Source organism: uncultured Enterovirga sp. (assembly GCF_964242715.1).
Classification (GTDB): Bacteria; Pseudomonadota; Alphaproteobacteria; order Rhizobiales; family Beijerinckiaceae; genus Enterovirga.
In genome coordinates this window covers 13,048-27,346 of record NZ_CAXTAZ010000022.1, presented here as the reverse complement: position 1 = coordinate 27,346, position 14,299 = coordinate 13,048, and the positions used below count along the sequence as shown (strand labels likewise).

Below are 14,299 nucleotides of genomic sequence, written 5' to 3'. Positions count from 1 at the left end.
CTCGTCAATAACGTCAACCTGGATCCGGACGGTAGTATTGTGGCGTCGAACTTCCGGAATGCCGGACGAGTGTCCGATGGTTGCGGCTCAGCTTTCGTGAAGCTAGCGAACCAGTGAGCACGCCTCGCGAAGACCAGATCGATTGCGTGATCGTGGGGGGCGGGCCCGCGGGGCTCACGGCCGCCCTCTATCTCGCGCGCTTCAACCGCAACTTCGTCATCGTCGACAGCGGCTGCAGCCGCGCCGGGTGGATCCCGACCAGCCACAACATCCCGGTCTTCGCCGAAGGGATCGGTGGGCCTGAGATCCTGGGCCGGCAGCGCGATCACCTCGCCCGCTACGGCGTGACCCCGCTCGGTGGGACCGTCTTGTCGATCGAGAAGGGGCCGGACGGTTTTGCGGTCGAGCTCGAGCTCGAGCCAGGATCGCGCCGCTTCATACTGGCCCGCAGGGTTCTCCTGGCGACAGGGTCGGTCGATATCGAGCCGAACCTGCCGGACCTGCCGAACGCCATCCAGCGCGGCCTCATCCGATACTGCCCCATCTGCGACGGCTACGAGGCGGCCGAGAAGCGCATCGCCGTGATCGGCCACGGGCACCATGGCATGGGCGAGGCCATCTTCGTCGCCCGCACCTATGCCCGGGACGTCACGCTCATGACGCTCGGCGAACCCATGGAGCTCGATCCCGACCAGCAAAGGCGGCTCGACGACCATGGCATCAAGGTCGTCCGCGACCCCGTCGTGGCGCTCGACGTCGAGGATGAACGGATCTCGGCCGTGAGGATCGGCGGGGTGGAGCAGCATTTCGACGTCGTCTATTCCGCCCTCGGCCTGAAGCGGCGTTCCGATCTCGCGGTGGCGCTTGGAGCCGACCTCGACGAATCGGGTGCGCTGATCACGGACGAGCATAGCGAGACGAGCGTCTCGGGCCTCTACGCGGCCGGAGGGGTGGTGCGCGGGCTCGATCAGATCGTGGTCGCCATGGGCCAGGCCGCCATCGCGGCGACCAGCATCCATAACCGCTGCGAATTGCCGACCGAGCAGGAACCCGGCGCCGCCTGACTGTTTGCCGGCCGCTCGGTTCGCTGCGACACCGATCAGGAACCCGCGGCATCGGCACGGTTTGCCGTGCATCCTGTGAGGATCTGGAACGACGCGGTCGTTCGCGGCTTTCGAGCACAGGACGAGACACCAGCTGATCGAGGTTCCCATGGTTACCCGAAACCACAACAACCGCAGCGAGAAGCAGAAGGGCCACGTTCCCGTCGAGGATGGGGCGCAGGCATCCCAGGACCATGCTGGCATTGACGAGCGCCATGACGGCAAGGGCCGGCAGAATGGCGGCGGCGACGGCGCAGGCGGGGCGCCGAAGGCCCAGGGTCAGGGACAGGCCAACAAGGGCGTCGACAATCACCACCAGAATCGTGGCCACGGCTGAAAGGGGGCAGACGATGTCCGAGATCATCGACAAGGCGGAAGACCCGCTCGGCTCCGGCGACGCCGGCAAGAGCCAGCTACAGGTGAATGCCGAGAAGGCGCTCGAGATGAAGCGCGAGGCAGGACCCGACGCTCACATCCCCGAGCATCAGACGTCGCACGAGGGCGGCGTTCAAGGCGGGCAAGTCGGATATACGGACACTGCGGTCGGGAAAGAATCGACCTACGCGTCCAATCTCAAGCGGAGCCATACTGCCCGCACAGGTGATGCTTGACCCATGGTGGATAATTTCGATTTCGGCGCTGGCCAGTTTCGCTCGGTCGGTGGCGGGCAGCAGCCCGCGATGCTGATCTTCCAGCCGACTGGCGCCAACATGACCACCTACGAGGGCAAGACGCTGGTGGTCGAGCTGAAGCCGGGTACGACCCGTGAGCAGCTTCAGGCGCTCACCCGCACGCTCAACGGATCGGCCGTGAAGATCTCCGTTCGGGAGATCTGACCGGCCGGATTCGACTCAGGCCTGGGGCGCCTTCCTGGCAGGCTTGTTCCGGGTGATAGGCCGGCCCTTGTGGACCGGGACATGGTCGGGTCGGCCGGCCGGTTCGATGCGGATCCCGGCGATAGCCGTCCCGTGCACGGAGCCGGCGAAGTGCCGGGCGGCCTCGTCCCGGATCTGGACCTTGGTCTCCCGCTCGAAGATGCGGATCGCCCCGATATCCTGCCGTGTGACCCCGCCCCGGCGGCAGAGCATCGGAAGCAGCCATTTCGGATCGGCATTGCTGCTGCGGCCGACATTGACCCTGAACCAGGCGCCGCCCTCGACCGCATGGGCCGGCGCGCCCGGTTCCCGCTCGCGCGGGGGCGCGGGCGGACGCATCTCCCGTCGCGGCGGGGCGAAGCCCGGATCGGTCACGTCCTCCGGGGAGGGCAGACGCTGGCGGTAAAGCCGTACCAGGGCCGCCGCGATCTCGGTCGGCGAACGCTCGGCCAGTAGCGCCTCGGCCATGGCGGCGTCGTCGTCGCCCGGCTCGGCCGTGAAGAGCGGATCCTGGAGCATGCGCTCCTGGTCGAGCTTGCGGATCTCGTCGGCCGAGGGCGGGCCGCCCCAGACCGGCACGACGCCCGCCGTCGCCATGATCTGCTCGGCCCGGCGGCGGCGCGAGGCGGGAACCAGCACGACGCTCACGCCCTTGCGGCCGGCGCGGCCCGTGCGGCCGCTCCGGTGCTGCAGCGCCTCGGCGTCATGCGGCATGTCGGCATGGACGACGAGGCCGAGCCCAGGCAGGTCGATCCCTCGCGCCGCGACGTCGGTCGCGACGCAAACCCGCGCGCGGCCGTCGCGCAGGGCCTGGAGCGCCTGGTTGCGCTCGTTCTGGCTCAGCTCCCCGGACAGGGCCACGACCGAGAACCCGCGTTCCAGGAGGAGAGCCTGCAAATGCCGCACGGCCTCGCGGGTGTTGCAGAAGACGAGGGCCGTCGGCGATTCGATGAGCCGCAGGGTGTTCACCACCGCATGCGGGATCTCGCGCGGCAGCACGCGGGTCGCCCGGTATTCGATGTCGGCGTGACCACCTTCGGTACGGGCCACCTCGACCCGGACCGCGTCGCGCTGGAAGCTCCGGGCGAGGGCGATGATCGGGCGAGGGAGCGTGGCGGAGAAGAGGAGCGTGCGCCGCTCGGCGGGCGTTGCCTGGAGGATGAATTCCAGGTCCTCGCGGAAGCCGAGATCGAGCATCTCGTCCGCCTCGTCGAGCACCACGGCCCGCAGCAGGGAGAGGTCGAGCCGCCCGCGCTCGAGATGGTCGCGGAGCCGGCCCGGCGTGCCGACCACGATATGGGCGCCCTCGACGAGCTGGCGCTGCTCGCGGCGGGGATCCATCCCGCCGACGCAGGAGACCACCCGCGCCCCGGCGTAACGGTAGAGCCAGGACAGCTCGCGCTCGACCTGAAGTGCCAGTTCCCGCGTCGGTGCCACGACGAGTGTCAGCGGCTCGGCCGCCCGCTCGAGCCGGTCCGCCTCGCCGAGCAGGGTCGCGGCGAGGGCGAGGCCGTAGGCGACCGTCTTGCCGGACCCGGTCTGGGCTGAGACGAGAAGGTCGCGCTCCTCCGCGGCCGCGGTCAGGACCGCGCTCTGGACCGGGGTCGGGTCGGTGTAGTTGCGCTCTGTCAAGGCTCGCAGGAGCGACGGAGAGCTGGAAGGAAATGCCACTGAGTTCAGCCTGATCCATTGTCGAGGGGAGGGGGATTGCCCCTGGTCTATCTCGGACGGAGCGCGATGCCACGCTGGCGTAAGGAAGCCACCCTGTCGCGGCCCGTCCGGACCGTCACGCGGCTTCGCCGAGTTCGGCCCGGCGTGCGACGCTGTCGGCGATGACCTGCGCGATGGCATCCGCCATGGCGGTGTCGTCGCCGGCCATGCCGTCCATCGCGGCCATCCGGGCGACCACGGTCGCGGCGATCCGCTCCTCCACGGTCTCCTCCGCGAAGGCATAATAGATCACCGCGCGCTCGCCGTCGCGGTGGCAGCGCCCCTCGATCTGCTGGAGCTGGATCGCGCTGTGGCGCATGTCGTGGACGACGAGCGAGCGCGGCTTGTCGCCGCCCGACATCTCGCCCCGATGGAGGGAGATCGATTCCGTGACGGTGAAGACGACCGCGTCGCATTCCCCGGTTTGGAAGGCGACGCGCGCCGCCTCGTTCTCGTCGGCGCTGCGCTCCCCGTTGATCTCGCGCACGCGCCAATGCCGACCCCGCAGCGTCTCCGAGAGGAGCGCGCCCGTCTCGAGATAGGCGACAGAGATCGCGACCTGCTCGCCGGCCGAGAGGAGATCGTCCGCGAAAGCGGCCGTGCCCGCGATCCGGAGCAGGCTCGCCTTCTGCCGGAAGCGCAGATCGGCGGCCCAGCCGGTGGCGCGCCGGGTCGAACCGCCGAGCAAGCCGAATTCGTGCCGGAACTCGCGCCAGGTCGCCTCGTAGAGGCGGCGCTCGTCGGGCGCGAGAGCGGTCGCGGCGAGTTCGCGCTGCACCTCGGGCCAGCCGGCGATGTCGCTGGGGCGCCGGCGCAAGCCGATCGCTTTCGGGCCCCGGTAGAGGAGGTCCGACATGACGCTCCGGTCGCGCCCGTTCGGCTCCCAGCTCCAATTGGTCCAGCGGCCCTTGGCACGGCCGATGCCGAGCGTCCTCATCAGTACCCGATAATCGGCCAGCGTCTCGGTCGGGCATCCCGCCGCCTCGCCGAGGAGCCGCCCGAGATAGGACAGTTCATGCGGCGACTGGCCGGCGGTCGCGCTCATGTAGATCGTGAAAGCGGCCCCGTCCGCGAGCTGCCGGCAGGCCATGCTTTGCTGCGCGTGAGGATTGCGGAGCCGGTGGCTCTCGTCGAACACGACCACGGGCCAGATCCGCTTGGGCCGGCCGTGGCGCGCCAGTTCGTTGTTCTTGGCCCGGGCGGACCGCTTCGTGCTGGCCGGCGGAGCCGCGAAGAGCGATTTCGTGCGCTCGTAATTGATCAGCGTCACGGTCTTCGGCGCGAGACCGCTCAGCGCGATGGTGCGGCGCCATTGCGGCATGCCGCCCTTGGGGCAGACGATCAGGATCTCCCGTTCCGGCATCGCGGCGAGCGCCGTCCAGACCGACAGCGTCTTCCCGAGGCCGGTGAGATCGCCCAGCAGGAAGCCCGCGCGATCCTCACTGCGCGCGGCTAGGATCGCGTCGCGCGCGGCGAGCTGATGCGGCCGGGGGACGAAGGTGGTGACCTCGGCAGTGCCGCGCGCCGTCATGGGCGTGGCACGGGTGATGTATCCGCCACCGGGACGATGCGGCCTCTCAGACGTTGCAACCTGTCACCCGCATTCCTGGCTCCGATCAGAGGTCCAGCATAGCTCATGATCAGGATCCGACACAGGACGGCCTACCGGTATCCGGAGCGCGTGCAGCTCGGCCCGCACCGGCTCATGCTGCGGCCGCGCGAAAGCCGCGACCTCCGGCTGGTCTCCTACGAGCTTCTCGTCAGCCCCGAGGCGCGGGTCACCTGGGCGCAGGACGTCTTCGGCAACAGCGTCGCGACGGCGACCTTTTCCGGCCCGGCAGGCGAACTCGTGATCGACAGCGTCGCCGAGCTCCGCCTCGATGCGGAGGCGTGGCCCATCTTCAACATCGCGACCGATGCCCTCTCATTCCCGTTCCGCTACTCGGACGAGGACTGGACCGATCTCGGCGCGCTGGCGCTCCCGGTTCACGCGGACCCGGACGGCCGGCTCCGGGCCTGGGCGCAGGGCTTCGTCCTCGGCCCGGCGACCGACACCCTGTCCCTCCTCAGGGACCTGAGCAACGGGGTCGCGACGCGGGTGGCCTACGAGATCCGCGACGACGAGGGCACGCAATCGCCCGGCGAAACGCTCGGCCGCAGCCGGGGATCGTGCCGGGACCTCGCGGTGCTGTTCGCGGAGGCGGCCCGCAGTCTGGGATTCGGAGCCCGGCTCGTGTCCGGATACCTCCACAATCCCGATCTCGAGAGCGTCGGGTCGGCCGGCGCCGGTTCCACGCATGCCTGGGCCGAGATCTACGTGCCAGGCGCGGGCTGGATCACCTTCGACCCGACAAACCGGAGCCTCGGCAGCGCGAATCTCATTCCGGTCGCGGTGGCGCGCGATCTTCGGCAGGCCATGCCCGTCATCGGCAGCTATTCCGGCGGCGGCTCCGGACCGGCCGAGATGTCGGTCGAGGTTGTCGTGGCGGAGGTCTCGGGAGCCTGATCCAAGGATCCTAGTCGGTCAGGCGCGTCCCCGCTCCGACCGGGTCGGCTTGACCAGAAGCTCGATGAAGTTGCGAAGTTCTCGGGTCCGGTGCCCGACTTCGGTCACCTGCTCGTCCAGACCCAGGCGCCATGCGATGTCCCTGCGGTCGGGGGCGTGATGCAGCCTCTCGATCAGGTCGGCATGAGCTTCGAGGTCCTCGGGCCGCTGTGCGAAACCCTCCTCGATCAGGTCGTCCGCCTGTCTCCGGATCGCGCCCGCGACCTCCCCGAGCGACAGTTCGGGGTGATATTGTACGCCCCAGAATGTTCCCCCGTCGAAACGGATCTCGGCGGCCTGGATGGCCGTCACCCTGTTGCCGGCCAGGAGCGTCGCTCCCTCCGGGAGAGCCTCGACCTCGTCCGTATGGATCGCCGGGGCGTCGAACACGTCGGGCCGCTCGCGCAGGAGCGGGTGCGCCCGCCCGGCCTCCGTCCGGGTAATCCGCCGCGCGAAGGCCGCCTCCCGCCCTCGCGCCGAGGGCCGGACACTGCCGCCCGCCGCGACGGTTGCGACCTGCAGTCCCGCGCAGGAGCCGAAGGACGGCGTTCCCGACGCGAAGACCGAGCGCATCAGCTCGACCTGACGCCGGGTCGTCGCGTTGTCCTCGTAGAGGTGGAGCGGCGACCCGGTCAGGAAAATCCCATCATAGCCTTCGAGCGTGCCGCGTCCGGGCAGTTCCGCCTTGCCGTCCACGGGCTTCATCAGGTCGATCTGGAACCCAGGCCCGAGCGAGGCCACCATGTCCCGGTAGGTCTCGCCCGACGAGCGGCCGACGCTCTCGCGCCGCTCGTCCCGGGCCGGCGCGGGCTCGCTCTCGAGGATCAGGAATCTCATGGACAGCTCGGCGATCACGGCCACTCTCGCCGCTGCCGTGAACACCCGAAGGCGGGCTTCGTTCGATGCTGCGGCATCGCGGCCCGCATGGAAGCCGGTGTCGCGATCGCGACGGTTTGGAGCTTTGAATCGGCCGGCAGCCGCCAAGACGTGCTGAAAGAGATTCCACCTCTTCTGGAATCGTTAACGGTCCACGGGCCAGGATCATAGGATGCTTCAAGCTACGCCGGCATTTCAAGTCGGAGCGGCTGAGTTCATGCCGAGCATCTGGCGGAGGTGGCGGGGGCGACCTTTATGAGCAGCATCTTGAAGCCGCGCCGCTCGATCCGCGGCAAGCTCGACCGGCTGGTCTTTCTCTCGGTCGGGATTGCCCTGGTGGTGGCCGGCGCCATGAATGTCTGGCACGAGGCCGACCGCTGGCTCGCCTCGAAACGCGAGACGCTGTTCGCGACGGCGCATGTGTTCGCCGCCGCCACCTCGAAGGCCGTTGCGTCCGGCGATGCCGGGGCCGTCACCCAGAGCCTCCGGGCCATCGGCCGTGTTCCGGGCCTGGTCCGGGCCGAGGTCCTGGATAAACGCGGCGCTGTCCTCGGAGAGATCGGGTCCGCCGTTCGGCTCGGGACGGATGCCGACCTCGACGAGGGGCGCGAACACTCCGTCATGGCCCTGCTCACGAGCCGAACCCTTCAGGTTTCGGTGCCTGTCGTCGACGGGGGAGAGCAGGTCGGCCGCATCGTGCTCGTGAGCGACACGGGCGATCTGATGGATCGGTTCCAGGGCGCCTTGCTGGCCGCCACCGCTGCATCGGCCGTCGCCCTGGCGCTCGGGATCTTTCTCTCCCACCGTCTCCAGAGGTCGATCACCGGACCGATCGTCGCGCTCTCGGCCGCCATGGCCAATGTCGAGCGCACCAACGACTACGCCTCCGTCACGACCATTTCGAGCGACGACGAGACCGGAATACTCGCCTCCCGCTTCAACGGGATGATCGGGGAGATCAGGCGGGCGACCGATCAGATCCTTGCCCGCGAGGACGAGATCATCGGCCGCCTTTCCCGGGCGGCCGAGCAGCGCGACGACCAGACCGGCCAGCATGTCGTGCGCGTCGCCCGGATCAGCCGCATCATCGCCGAGCGGCTGAGGCTCGATCCGGTCTATGTCGAGGAACTCTGCCGCGCCTCGCCGATGCACGACGTCGGCAAGATTTCGGTGCCGGACGCGATCCTTTTCAAGCCAGGGCGGCTCGACCCGGACGAGCGCCGCGAGATGGAGCGCCATGCCCAGGCCGGCTACCGCGTCCTCTCGGGAAGCAACTCCAAGCTCGTCCAACTCGCGGCCGAGATCGCGCTCTCGCATCACGAACGCTGGGACGGACAAGGCTACCCGAACGGCCTCGCCGGCGACCGGATTCCGCTCTCCGGTCGCATCACGGCGGTCGGGGACGTGTGCGACGCGCTGCTGTCCGTGCGGCCCTACAAGCAGCCCTGGAGCCTCGAGAGCGTGAAGGCTCACCTGATCGAGAATGCCGGCACCCATTTCGACCCCGACTGCGTGGACGCCCTGGTCGGATGCTGGTCGGAGCTGGAGCTGATCTACGCCGAAACAGAGCCCAAGCATGAGGCGGTGGCGCAAGCTGCCTGACCTGTCCGGGAGCGAGGTTGTCGAGGCTTTTGCCCAGACAAACGGGGCGGCCCGAGAATAGATCGGTTCCAGAGTAAATCTAGAGCGGTTCTAAGGACAAGCCCTAGCTAGTCCACGCGGAACTCCGCCTACGCTCCAGCATTGCCCAAACATCGCCGAAGGTGCAAAAGTCGGGCGTCCGGTCTTGTTGGGCCATGCGCGGCCCAACATGCCGGCTCTCGTACTGATCGCCTTTTCGGGGTTTGGGGTCACACCTGCAATGTTGTCGGCGCGTCTGATCCGCCCTGCCTTTTTCCTGCTCGCCCTGTGTCTCGCGACGGGCGCTCGTTCCCAGGACGTCGCGGCTCCTGCCGCGCCCGCGGTGACGGCGCCTGCTGCCGCGGAGCCGGCTTCAGGCGACCCTCGTTCGCCTGCTCCGACACCGGCCCGCTCGATCGGCGCATCGTCGGGCGGGGAGGGCGGCCTGCACAACCTGTCGCCTTGGGCGATGTTCCTCGGCGCCGATCTCGTCGTGAAGGGCGTGATGGTCGGTCTCGCCTTCGCGTCTCTGGTCACCTGGACGATCTTCCTGGCGAAGAGCCTCGAACTGCTCCTCGCCAAGCGACGGGTGCGGGCGGCGCTCGATCGGCTCTCCAGGTGTCGCAATCTCGGGGATGCCGAAGCCGCCTTTCCGCAGCGAGGACGCGACGTCGTGGCCTCCCTCGTCGGCGAAGCGGGCGCGGAGGCCCGCCAATCCGAGGATCTCGCTCCGGAGAATGGCGTCCGCGACCGCGTGGCGTCGCGCTGCCAGGAGGTGATCCGGGCCGAGGGACGGAGCGTCCGGTTCGGGATGGGCCTCCTCGCCACGATCGGGTCGACCTCGCCCTTCGTCGGCCTGTTCGGCACGGTCTGGGGGATCATGAACAGCTTCGTCGGCATCGCGAAGGCGCAGACGACGAATCTCGCCGTCGTGGCACCCGGCATCGCCGAGGCGCTACTCGCGACCGCGATCGGGCTCGTTGCCGCCATCCCGGCGGTCATCATCTACAACCATTTTTCGCGGGAAACGCGAAATTACCTCGAACTCGCGAATCGCGCTTCCGGCGTCGTCGGTCGCCTCCTGTCCCGCGACCTCGATCGCGTCCGGGGCGGGCGCCTCTATCCTCGCGCCGCGGCGGAGTGAACCATGGGCGCGACCCTCGGCGATCCGACCGACGACGACGAATACGGCGAGACCCACGAGATCAACGTCACGCCCTTTATCGACGTGATGCTCGTGCTCCTGATCATCTTCATGGTCGCGGCTCCGCTCTCGACGGTGGACCTCCCGATCGACCTGCCGACCTCCGCCGCGACGCCGCAGAAGAAACCGGACAAGCCGACCTACGTCACGATCAAGCCGGACCTTGCCGTGTTCCTGAACGAGCAGCCGGTGAAGCGGGTCGACCTCGTGCGCACGCTCGACGCGGTCCCGGAAGGCGGCAAGGATCGGCGCGTCTTCCTGCGGGCCGACCGCGCGGTGCCGTATGGCGAGCTGATGGCGATCCTCGAGATACTGCGAGCCGGCGGATATGTCCGGGTGGCGCTGGTCGCCCTCGAAGGCGTGCCGGCCGGTCCGATTGCGGCCGGTCCCTTGGGAACAATCCCGTGATTGCCCAGGACGCTGCCTGACCATGCCGATATCCGGCCTTGCCCGCTCCCCCTCGCCCCTGCTCTGGGGAAGTGCGGCTGCGCTTGCGGTCGCTCTGCACGCGGGTGCCCTTGCCGCGATGCTGCTTCAGGCCCCCCCAGAGGAGGACGGATCGGATCTGGGCGCAGCCGCGATCGAGATCGGGATCGAACTCGCGGCCCCACGGCAGGAGCCCTCCAACCTGCCGCCCGGCCCGGAATCGGACAGCTCGGCCGCTTCGACCGCATCGATCCAGCAGCGGGTCGCGCCCGAGGAGGCCCGCCCCGAGGAGCAGGACATTCCGATGGCGGCGGAAGAACCCGACCGGGTCGTCGCGCCGCAACCGGCCGAGACGCCGAAGGAAGAGCAACCCGTGGCTCAGCAGCAGACGGAGGCCTCGTCCGAATCCGTTGCGGCTGAGGCGACCGCCGCGCCCGCCGTCGAAACGCCACGCGAAGCGCCGGTCGCCAAGGCTCCCGCTCCGGGAAGCGGCTCGAGCGCCCTCCGGGTGCGCACGACGTGGCAGCGCCAGCTCGTGGCTCATCTCGATCGCAACAAGCGCTATCCCCCAGGAGGAGCGCGGCGCACCGCCGAGATCCTGGTGAGTTTCACGCTCGACCGCACGGGCCGGATCGTCTCCGCAAGCCTTCTCCGGAGTTCGGGCGATCCGGCCTTCGACGACGCGGCGCTGACCATGGTCCGTCGGGCCGATCCCGTGCCGGCGCCGCCGCCGCTGGTGGCCGACGAGGGACTGACCTTCACGGTCCCGGTCGTGTTCCGGGCCAAGGGTCGCGGCTGAAAGCTTGGCGCGGACAGGCTTGCTGACGGGGCCGGTGCTGGGGCGTATAGGCCGTTGCGCGGCTTGGCCGCCTGGAGAGCATCGATGACGGCAGGCTCCTTCCCCCTCTCTGGGATTCGCGTGCTCGACCTCACCCGCGTCCGCTCGGGACCGACCGCGGTGCGGCAGCTAGCCGATTGGGGCGCCGACGTCATCAAGATCGAGATGCCGGAGGGGCCCGACGCCGCCGACCCGCTGGGAGGACCGCGCGAGGGTTCCGACTTCCAGAACCTGCAGCGCAACAAGCGCGGCATGACGCTCGACCTCAAGACGCCCCGCGGTATCGAGGTGTTTCGGCGGCTCGCGGCCCAGGCCGACGTCGTCGTCGAGAATTTCCGGCCGGACGTGAAGGACCGGCTCGGTATCGACTACCAGGCGCTGAAGGCGCTCAATCCGCGACTGATCCTGGCCTCGATCTCGGGCTTCGGCCAGGACGGCCCCTATCGCGACCGCCCGGGCTTCGACCAGATCGCGCAGGGGATGGGTGGGCTGATGTCGATTACCGGCCTGCCGGGGCAGGGCCCCGTCCGGGTGGGCATTCCCATTGCCGATCTCTCGGCCGGCATCTTCTGCTCGCAGGGCATCCTCCTGGCGCTGATCGAGCGGGGGACGTCCGGAATGGGCCAATGGGTGCAGACCTCGCTGATCCAGGCCCAGATCTTCATGCTGGATTTCCAGGCCGCCCGTTGGCTGACCGCGGGCGAGGTGCCGAAACAGGCCGGCAACAACCATCCGACCTCAATTCCGACGGGCGTCTTCAAGACCAGCGACGGCTACATCAACATCGCAACCACCGGGCAGAAGATCTGGCAGCGCTTCTGCCGCGCGATCGATGCCGAGGACCTGATCGCCAATCCCGATTACGCCACGTCCCAATCCCGTTCCGATCACCGCGACCGGCTGAACGAGGAGATCGCGCTCCGGCTCCGGGAGCGGGACAGCGACAGCTGGGTCGCGATCCTGAACGAGGCCGGAGTCCCGTGCGGGCAGATCTACGCGATCGACCAGGTCTTCTCGGACCCTCAGGTCGAGCATCTGCGGCCGCAGGCAACGATCGAATCGCCCCATGTCGGCACGCTTACCCTCCTGCGCCAGCCGATGACGCTCTCCCGCACGCCCTCGCGCATGGAGCGCCATCCGCCGGCGCTCGGCGAGCACACCGATGAGGTCCTGCGCGAGGCGGGATACGGCTCGGACGAGATCGCCGAATTCGTGCGCGACGGCATCGTCTAGACCCGGGCGCCGAGCACCCAACCGAGCGGAGTCAATTCATGGCAGACGAACAGTCCTACGCCCAAGCTAAGATGCTGACCCATAAGGCGGGCGGCATCGGGACAATGACCTTCAACAATCCGGAGAAGCGCAACGCCGTCAGCTTCGGAATGTGGGAGGCCGCCGGCGCGATCCTGGCGGATTTCGCGGCCGATCCGGAGATCCGCGTCGTCGTCCTGACCGGGGCCGGCGGCAAGGCCTTCGTCTCCGGTGCCGACATCTCGAAATTCGGTGACGAGCGGGCCGAGGCGGAGGCGGTCGGTCGCTACAATGCGGCGACGGAGGCCATCTATGCCGGCCTGCACGATTTCCCGAAGCCGACCATCGCCAAGATACGCGGTTTCTGCATCGGAGGCGGCCTCGGTCTCGCGGCCAGCTGCGATCTCCGCTTCGCGACCGACGAATCGCGCTTCGCCCTTCCGGCCGCGAAGCTCGGCCTCGGCTATGGCTTCGCCCCGCTCCGGCGCCTGGCCGGGGTCGTGGGACTGCCCTTCGCGAAAGAGATCGTCTTCACGGCCCGCCAGTTCAGCTCGCGTGAGGCCGAGACGATGGGTCTGGTCAACCGCATCGTTCCGGCCGACGAGATCGACGCCTACGTGGCCGATTATGCCGCGACGATCGCGGCCAATGCGCCCCTGACGATCGGGACCGCCAAATACGCCTTCCGGCAGATCGCGAAGGACCCGGCCGATCGCGACCTCGAAGGTTCGGCTGAGCGGGTGCGGGCGTGCTTCGCGAGCGCGGATTACGCCGAGGGCCGGCTCGCCTTCATGGAGAAGCGCAGGCCTGCCTTCGCCGGGCGCTGACCTAGAGGGTCGCGATGACCTTGCCGAAGACCCGACGGGTCTCGAGCTTCTCGAGGCCCTGGGAGAAGTCGGCGACGGGCAGGACGGTGTCGATGATGGGTTTCAAGCCGCCGGCCATCTTGTCCAGGGACTGCGTGATGTTCTCCATCCGGCACCCGAAGGAGCCGGTGATCCGATATTGCTGCTGGAAGAGCTGCATCAGGTTGATGGTGGCCGAGACGCCGGAGGTTGAGCCGCAAGTGACGAGCCGGCCGCCGCGCTTCAGGCAGAGCAGGCTGCCGTTCCAGGTCTCCGCCCCGACATGCTCGAAGACGACGTCGACGCCCTTGCGCTTGGTGAGCCGACGGACTTCCCCCTCGAACCGTTCGGTCCGGTAGTTCACGACGACATCGGCGCCGAGCGCCTTCGCCTTCTCGCCCTTCTCGTCGTCGCCGACGGTCGCGTAGACGGTGCAGCCGATCTGTTTCGCCATCAGGATCGCGGCCGTGCCGATGCCGGACCCGCCGGCATGGACGAGCACGCTCTCGCCGGGCTCGAGCCGGGCATTGTCGAACAGCATGTGCTGCACCGTCCCGAACGCAATCGGCGCGCAGGCCGCCTCCTCGAACGTGACGCCGTCCGGAATCGGCATGACGAGCCGGGCCGGCATCGTCACGAGATCGCGCGAAAACCCGTCCAGATGAAAACCCATGATGCCGGCGACGTTCTCGCAGAGATTGTCGCGTCCCTCCCGGCAGGCCCGGCACTGGCCGCAGGTCATCGCGCCATACATCACCACCCGCTGCCCCGGCATGAACCGGCTGACGCCCGCGCCGACGCTCTCGACCTCGCCCGAGGCCTCGGCACCGACCACGACCGGCAGCTTCCGGCGCACGAAGGCCATGCCGCGGAAGCCCCAGACGTCGATATGGTTCAGGCCGACGGCCCGCACGCGGATCCGGACCTCCCCCGGACCGGGCGGCGGCGGCGCATCGATCTCGACGAGGCGGAGATCGCGGTCGCCGAAGAGCTGGAGGGCTTTCAT

General features: G+C 68.7%; 15 protein-coding genes. 11 read left to right on the top strand and 4 right to left on the bottom strand.

From position 1 onward, the window contains the following. Window positions 1-113: 113 nt before the first annotated feature. From ACFE87_RS12615 to ACFE87_RS12600, 4 genes are all read left to right on the top strand, one after another. Window positions 114-1,064 (top strand): NAD(P)/FAD-dependent oxidoreductase, encoded by a 951-nt coding sequence (locus ACFE87_RS12615; RefSeq protein WP_375459987.1) that lies wholly within the window; start codon window positions 114-116, stop codon window positions 1,062-1,064. Between the two features lie 148 nt (window positions 1,065-1,212). Continuing rightward, entirely contained in the window at window positions 1,213-1,440 is a 228-nt protein-coding gene (locus tag ACFE87_RS12610; RefSeq protein ID WP_375459986.1) for a hypothetical protein, read from the top strand. A 13-nt stretch (window positions 1,441-1,453) separates the two neighbouring features. Further along, entirely contained in the window at window positions 1,454-1,714 is a 261-nt protein-coding gene (locus ACFE87_RS12605) for a hypothetical protein (RefSeq protein ID WP_375459985.1), read from the top strand. 3 nt (window positions 1,715-1,717) lie between these two features. Then, a complete protein-coding gene (locus tag ACFE87_RS12600; protein WP_375459984.1) occupies window positions 1,718-1,939 on the top strand; it encodes a hypothetical protein in 222 nt (73 codons plus the stop codon). A 15-nt stretch (window positions 1,940-1,954) separates the two neighbouring features. On the opposite strand, the gene ACFE87_RS12595 is transcribed toward ACFE87_RS12600, so the two are convergent. Both ACFE87_RS12595 and ACFE87_RS12590 read right to left on the bottom strand, forming a co-directional pair. Continuing rightward, on the bottom strand, window positions 1,955-3,649 hold the full coding sequence (locus ACFE87_RS12595; RefSeq protein WP_375459983.1) for a DEAD/DEAH box helicase: 1,695 nt from the start codon (window positions 3,647-3,649) through the stop codon (window positions 1,955-1,957). A 115-nt stretch (window positions 3,650-3,764) separates the two neighbouring features. Next, window positions 3,765-5,219: an SNF2-related protein gene (locus tag ACFE87_RS12590; RefSeq protein ID WP_375459982.1), complete on the bottom strand. Its 1,455-nt coding sequence runs from the start codon at window positions 5,217-5,219 to the stop codon at window positions 3,765-3,767. Between the two features lie 105 nt (window positions 5,220-5,324). On the opposite strand from ACFE87_RS12590, the gene ACFE87_RS12585 reads away from it, so the two are divergent. Continuing rightward, entirely contained in the window at window positions 5,325-6,194 is an 870-nt protein-coding gene (locus ACFE87_RS12585) for a transglutaminase N-terminal domain-containing protein (protein WP_375459981.1), read from the top strand. A gap of 18 nt (window positions 6,195-6,212) precedes the next feature. Here ACFE87_RS12585 and ACFE87_RS12580 read toward each other — a convergent pair whose 3' ends face one another. Further along, window positions 6,213-7,070, bottom strand: a complete 858-nt coding sequence (locus ACFE87_RS12580) for a type 1 glutamine amidotransferase (RefSeq protein ID WP_375459980.1) — start codon at window positions 7,068-7,070, stop codon at window positions 6,213-6,215. A gap of 294 nt (window positions 7,071-7,364) precedes the next feature. Between ACFE87_RS12580 and ACFE87_RS12575 the strand changes: the two genes are divergently transcribed. From ACFE87_RS12575 to ACFE87_RS12550, 6 genes are all read left to right on the top strand, one after another. Then, window positions 7,365-8,711 carry an HD domain-containing phosphohydrolase gene (locus ACFE87_RS12575; RefSeq protein ID WP_375459979.1) on the top strand — a complete coding sequence of 449 codons (1,347 nt, stop codon included), beginning with the start codon at window positions 7,365-7,367 and terminating at the stop codon, window positions 8,709-8,711. 259 nt (window positions 8,712-8,970) lie between these two features. Further along, the gene (gene exbB, locus ACFE87_RS12570) at window positions 8,971-9,873 is read left to right on the top strand and encodes a tonB-system energizer ExbB (RefSeq protein WP_375459978.1); all 903 of its coding nucleotides are present in this window, start codon (window positions 8,971-8,973) and stop codon (window positions 9,871-9,873) included. A 3-nt stretch (window positions 9,874-9,876) separates the two neighbouring features. Next, window positions 9,877-10,341, top strand: coding sequence for a TonB system transport protein ExbD (gene exbD, locus ACFE87_RS12565; RefSeq protein WP_375459977.1), 465 nt, complete (start codon window positions 9,877-9,879; stop codon window positions 10,339-10,341). A gap of 22 nt (window positions 10,342-10,363) precedes the next feature. Continuing rightward, window positions 10,364-11,158 (top strand): energy transducer TonB, encoded by a 795-nt coding sequence (locus ACFE87_RS12560; RefSeq protein ID WP_375459976.1) that lies wholly within the window; start codon window positions 10,364-10,366, stop codon window positions 11,156-11,158. An 84-nt stretch (window positions 11,159-11,242) separates the two neighbouring features. Next, on the top strand, window positions 11,243-12,430 hold the full coding sequence (locus tag ACFE87_RS12555; RefSeq protein ID WP_375459975.1) for a CaiB/BaiF CoA transferase family protein: 1,188 nt from the start codon (window positions 11,243-11,245) through the stop codon (window positions 12,428-12,430). Window positions 12,431-12,468: 38 nt separating this feature from the next. Next, window positions 12,469-13,275: an enoyl-CoA hydratase gene (locus ACFE87_RS12550; protein ID WP_375459974.1), complete on the top strand. Its 807-nt coding sequence runs from the start codon at window positions 12,469-12,471 to the stop codon at window positions 13,273-13,275. A gap of 1 nt (window position 13,276) precedes the next feature. Here ACFE87_RS12550 and ACFE87_RS12545 read toward each other — a convergent pair whose 3' ends face one another. Next, window positions 13,277-14,299 (bottom strand): zinc-binding dehydrogenase, encoded by a 1,023-nt coding sequence (locus ACFE87_RS12545; RefSeq protein WP_375459973.1) that lies wholly within the window; start codon window positions 14,297-14,299, stop codon window positions 13,277-13,279.

What these genes read in the sequence shown, in the direction of transcription:
- ACFE87_RS12550 (WP_375459974.1), top strand. Translation starts at nt 12,469, where the DNA reads ATGGCAGACGAACAGTCCTACGCCCAAGCTAAGATGCTGACCCATAAG.
- exbB (WP_375459978.1), top strand. Translation starts at nt 8,971, where the DNA reads ATGTTGTCGGCGCGTCTGATCCGCCCTGCCTTTTTCCTGCTCGCCCTG.
- ACFE87_RS12580 (WP_375459980.1), bottom strand. Translation starts at nt 7,070, where the DNA reads ATGAGATTCCTGATCCTCGAGAGCGAGCCCGCGCCGGCCCGGGACGAG.
- ACFE87_RS12590 (WP_375459982.1), bottom strand. Translation starts at nt 5,219, where the DNA reads ATGACGGCGCGCGGCACTGCCGAGGTCACCACCTTCGTCCCCCGGCCG.
- ACFE87_RS12555 (WP_375459975.1), top strand. Translation starts at nt 11,243, where the DNA reads ATGACGGCAGGCTCCTTCCCCCTCTCTGGGATTCGCGTGCTCGACCTC.
- ACFE87_RS12600 (WP_375459984.1), top strand. Translation starts at nt 1,718, where the DNA reads ATGGTGGATAATTTCGATTTCGGCGCTGGCCAGTTTCGCTCGGTCGGT.
- exbD (WP_375459977.1), top strand. Translation starts at nt 9,877, where the DNA reads ATGGGCGCGACCCTCGGCGATCCGACCGACGACGACGAATACGGCGAG.
- ACFE87_RS12605 (WP_375459985.1), top strand. Translation starts at nt 1,454, where the DNA reads ATGTCCGAGATCATCGACAAGGCGGAAGACCCGCTCGGCTCCGGCGAC.
- ACFE87_RS12610 (WP_375459986.1), top strand. Translation starts at nt 1,213, where the DNA reads ATGGTTACCCGAAACCACAACAACCGCAGCGAGAAGCAGAAGGGCCAC.
- ACFE87_RS12545 (WP_375459973.1), bottom strand. Translation starts at nt 14,299, where the DNA reads ATGAAAGCCCTCCAGCTCTTCGGCGACCGCGATCTCCGCCTCGTCGAG.
- ACFE87_RS12560 (WP_375459976.1), top strand. Translation starts at nt 10,364, where the DNA reads ATGCCGATATCCGGCCTTGCCCGCTCCCCCTCGCCCCTGCTCTGGGGA.
- ACFE87_RS12575 (WP_375459979.1), top strand. Translation starts at nt 7,365, where the DNA reads ATGAGCAGCATCTTGAAGCCGCGCCGCTCGATCCGCGGCAAGCTCGAC.
- ACFE87_RS12585 (WP_375459981.1), top strand. Translation starts at nt 5,325, where the DNA reads ATGATCAGGATCCGACACAGGACGGCCTACCGGTATCCGGAGCGCGTG.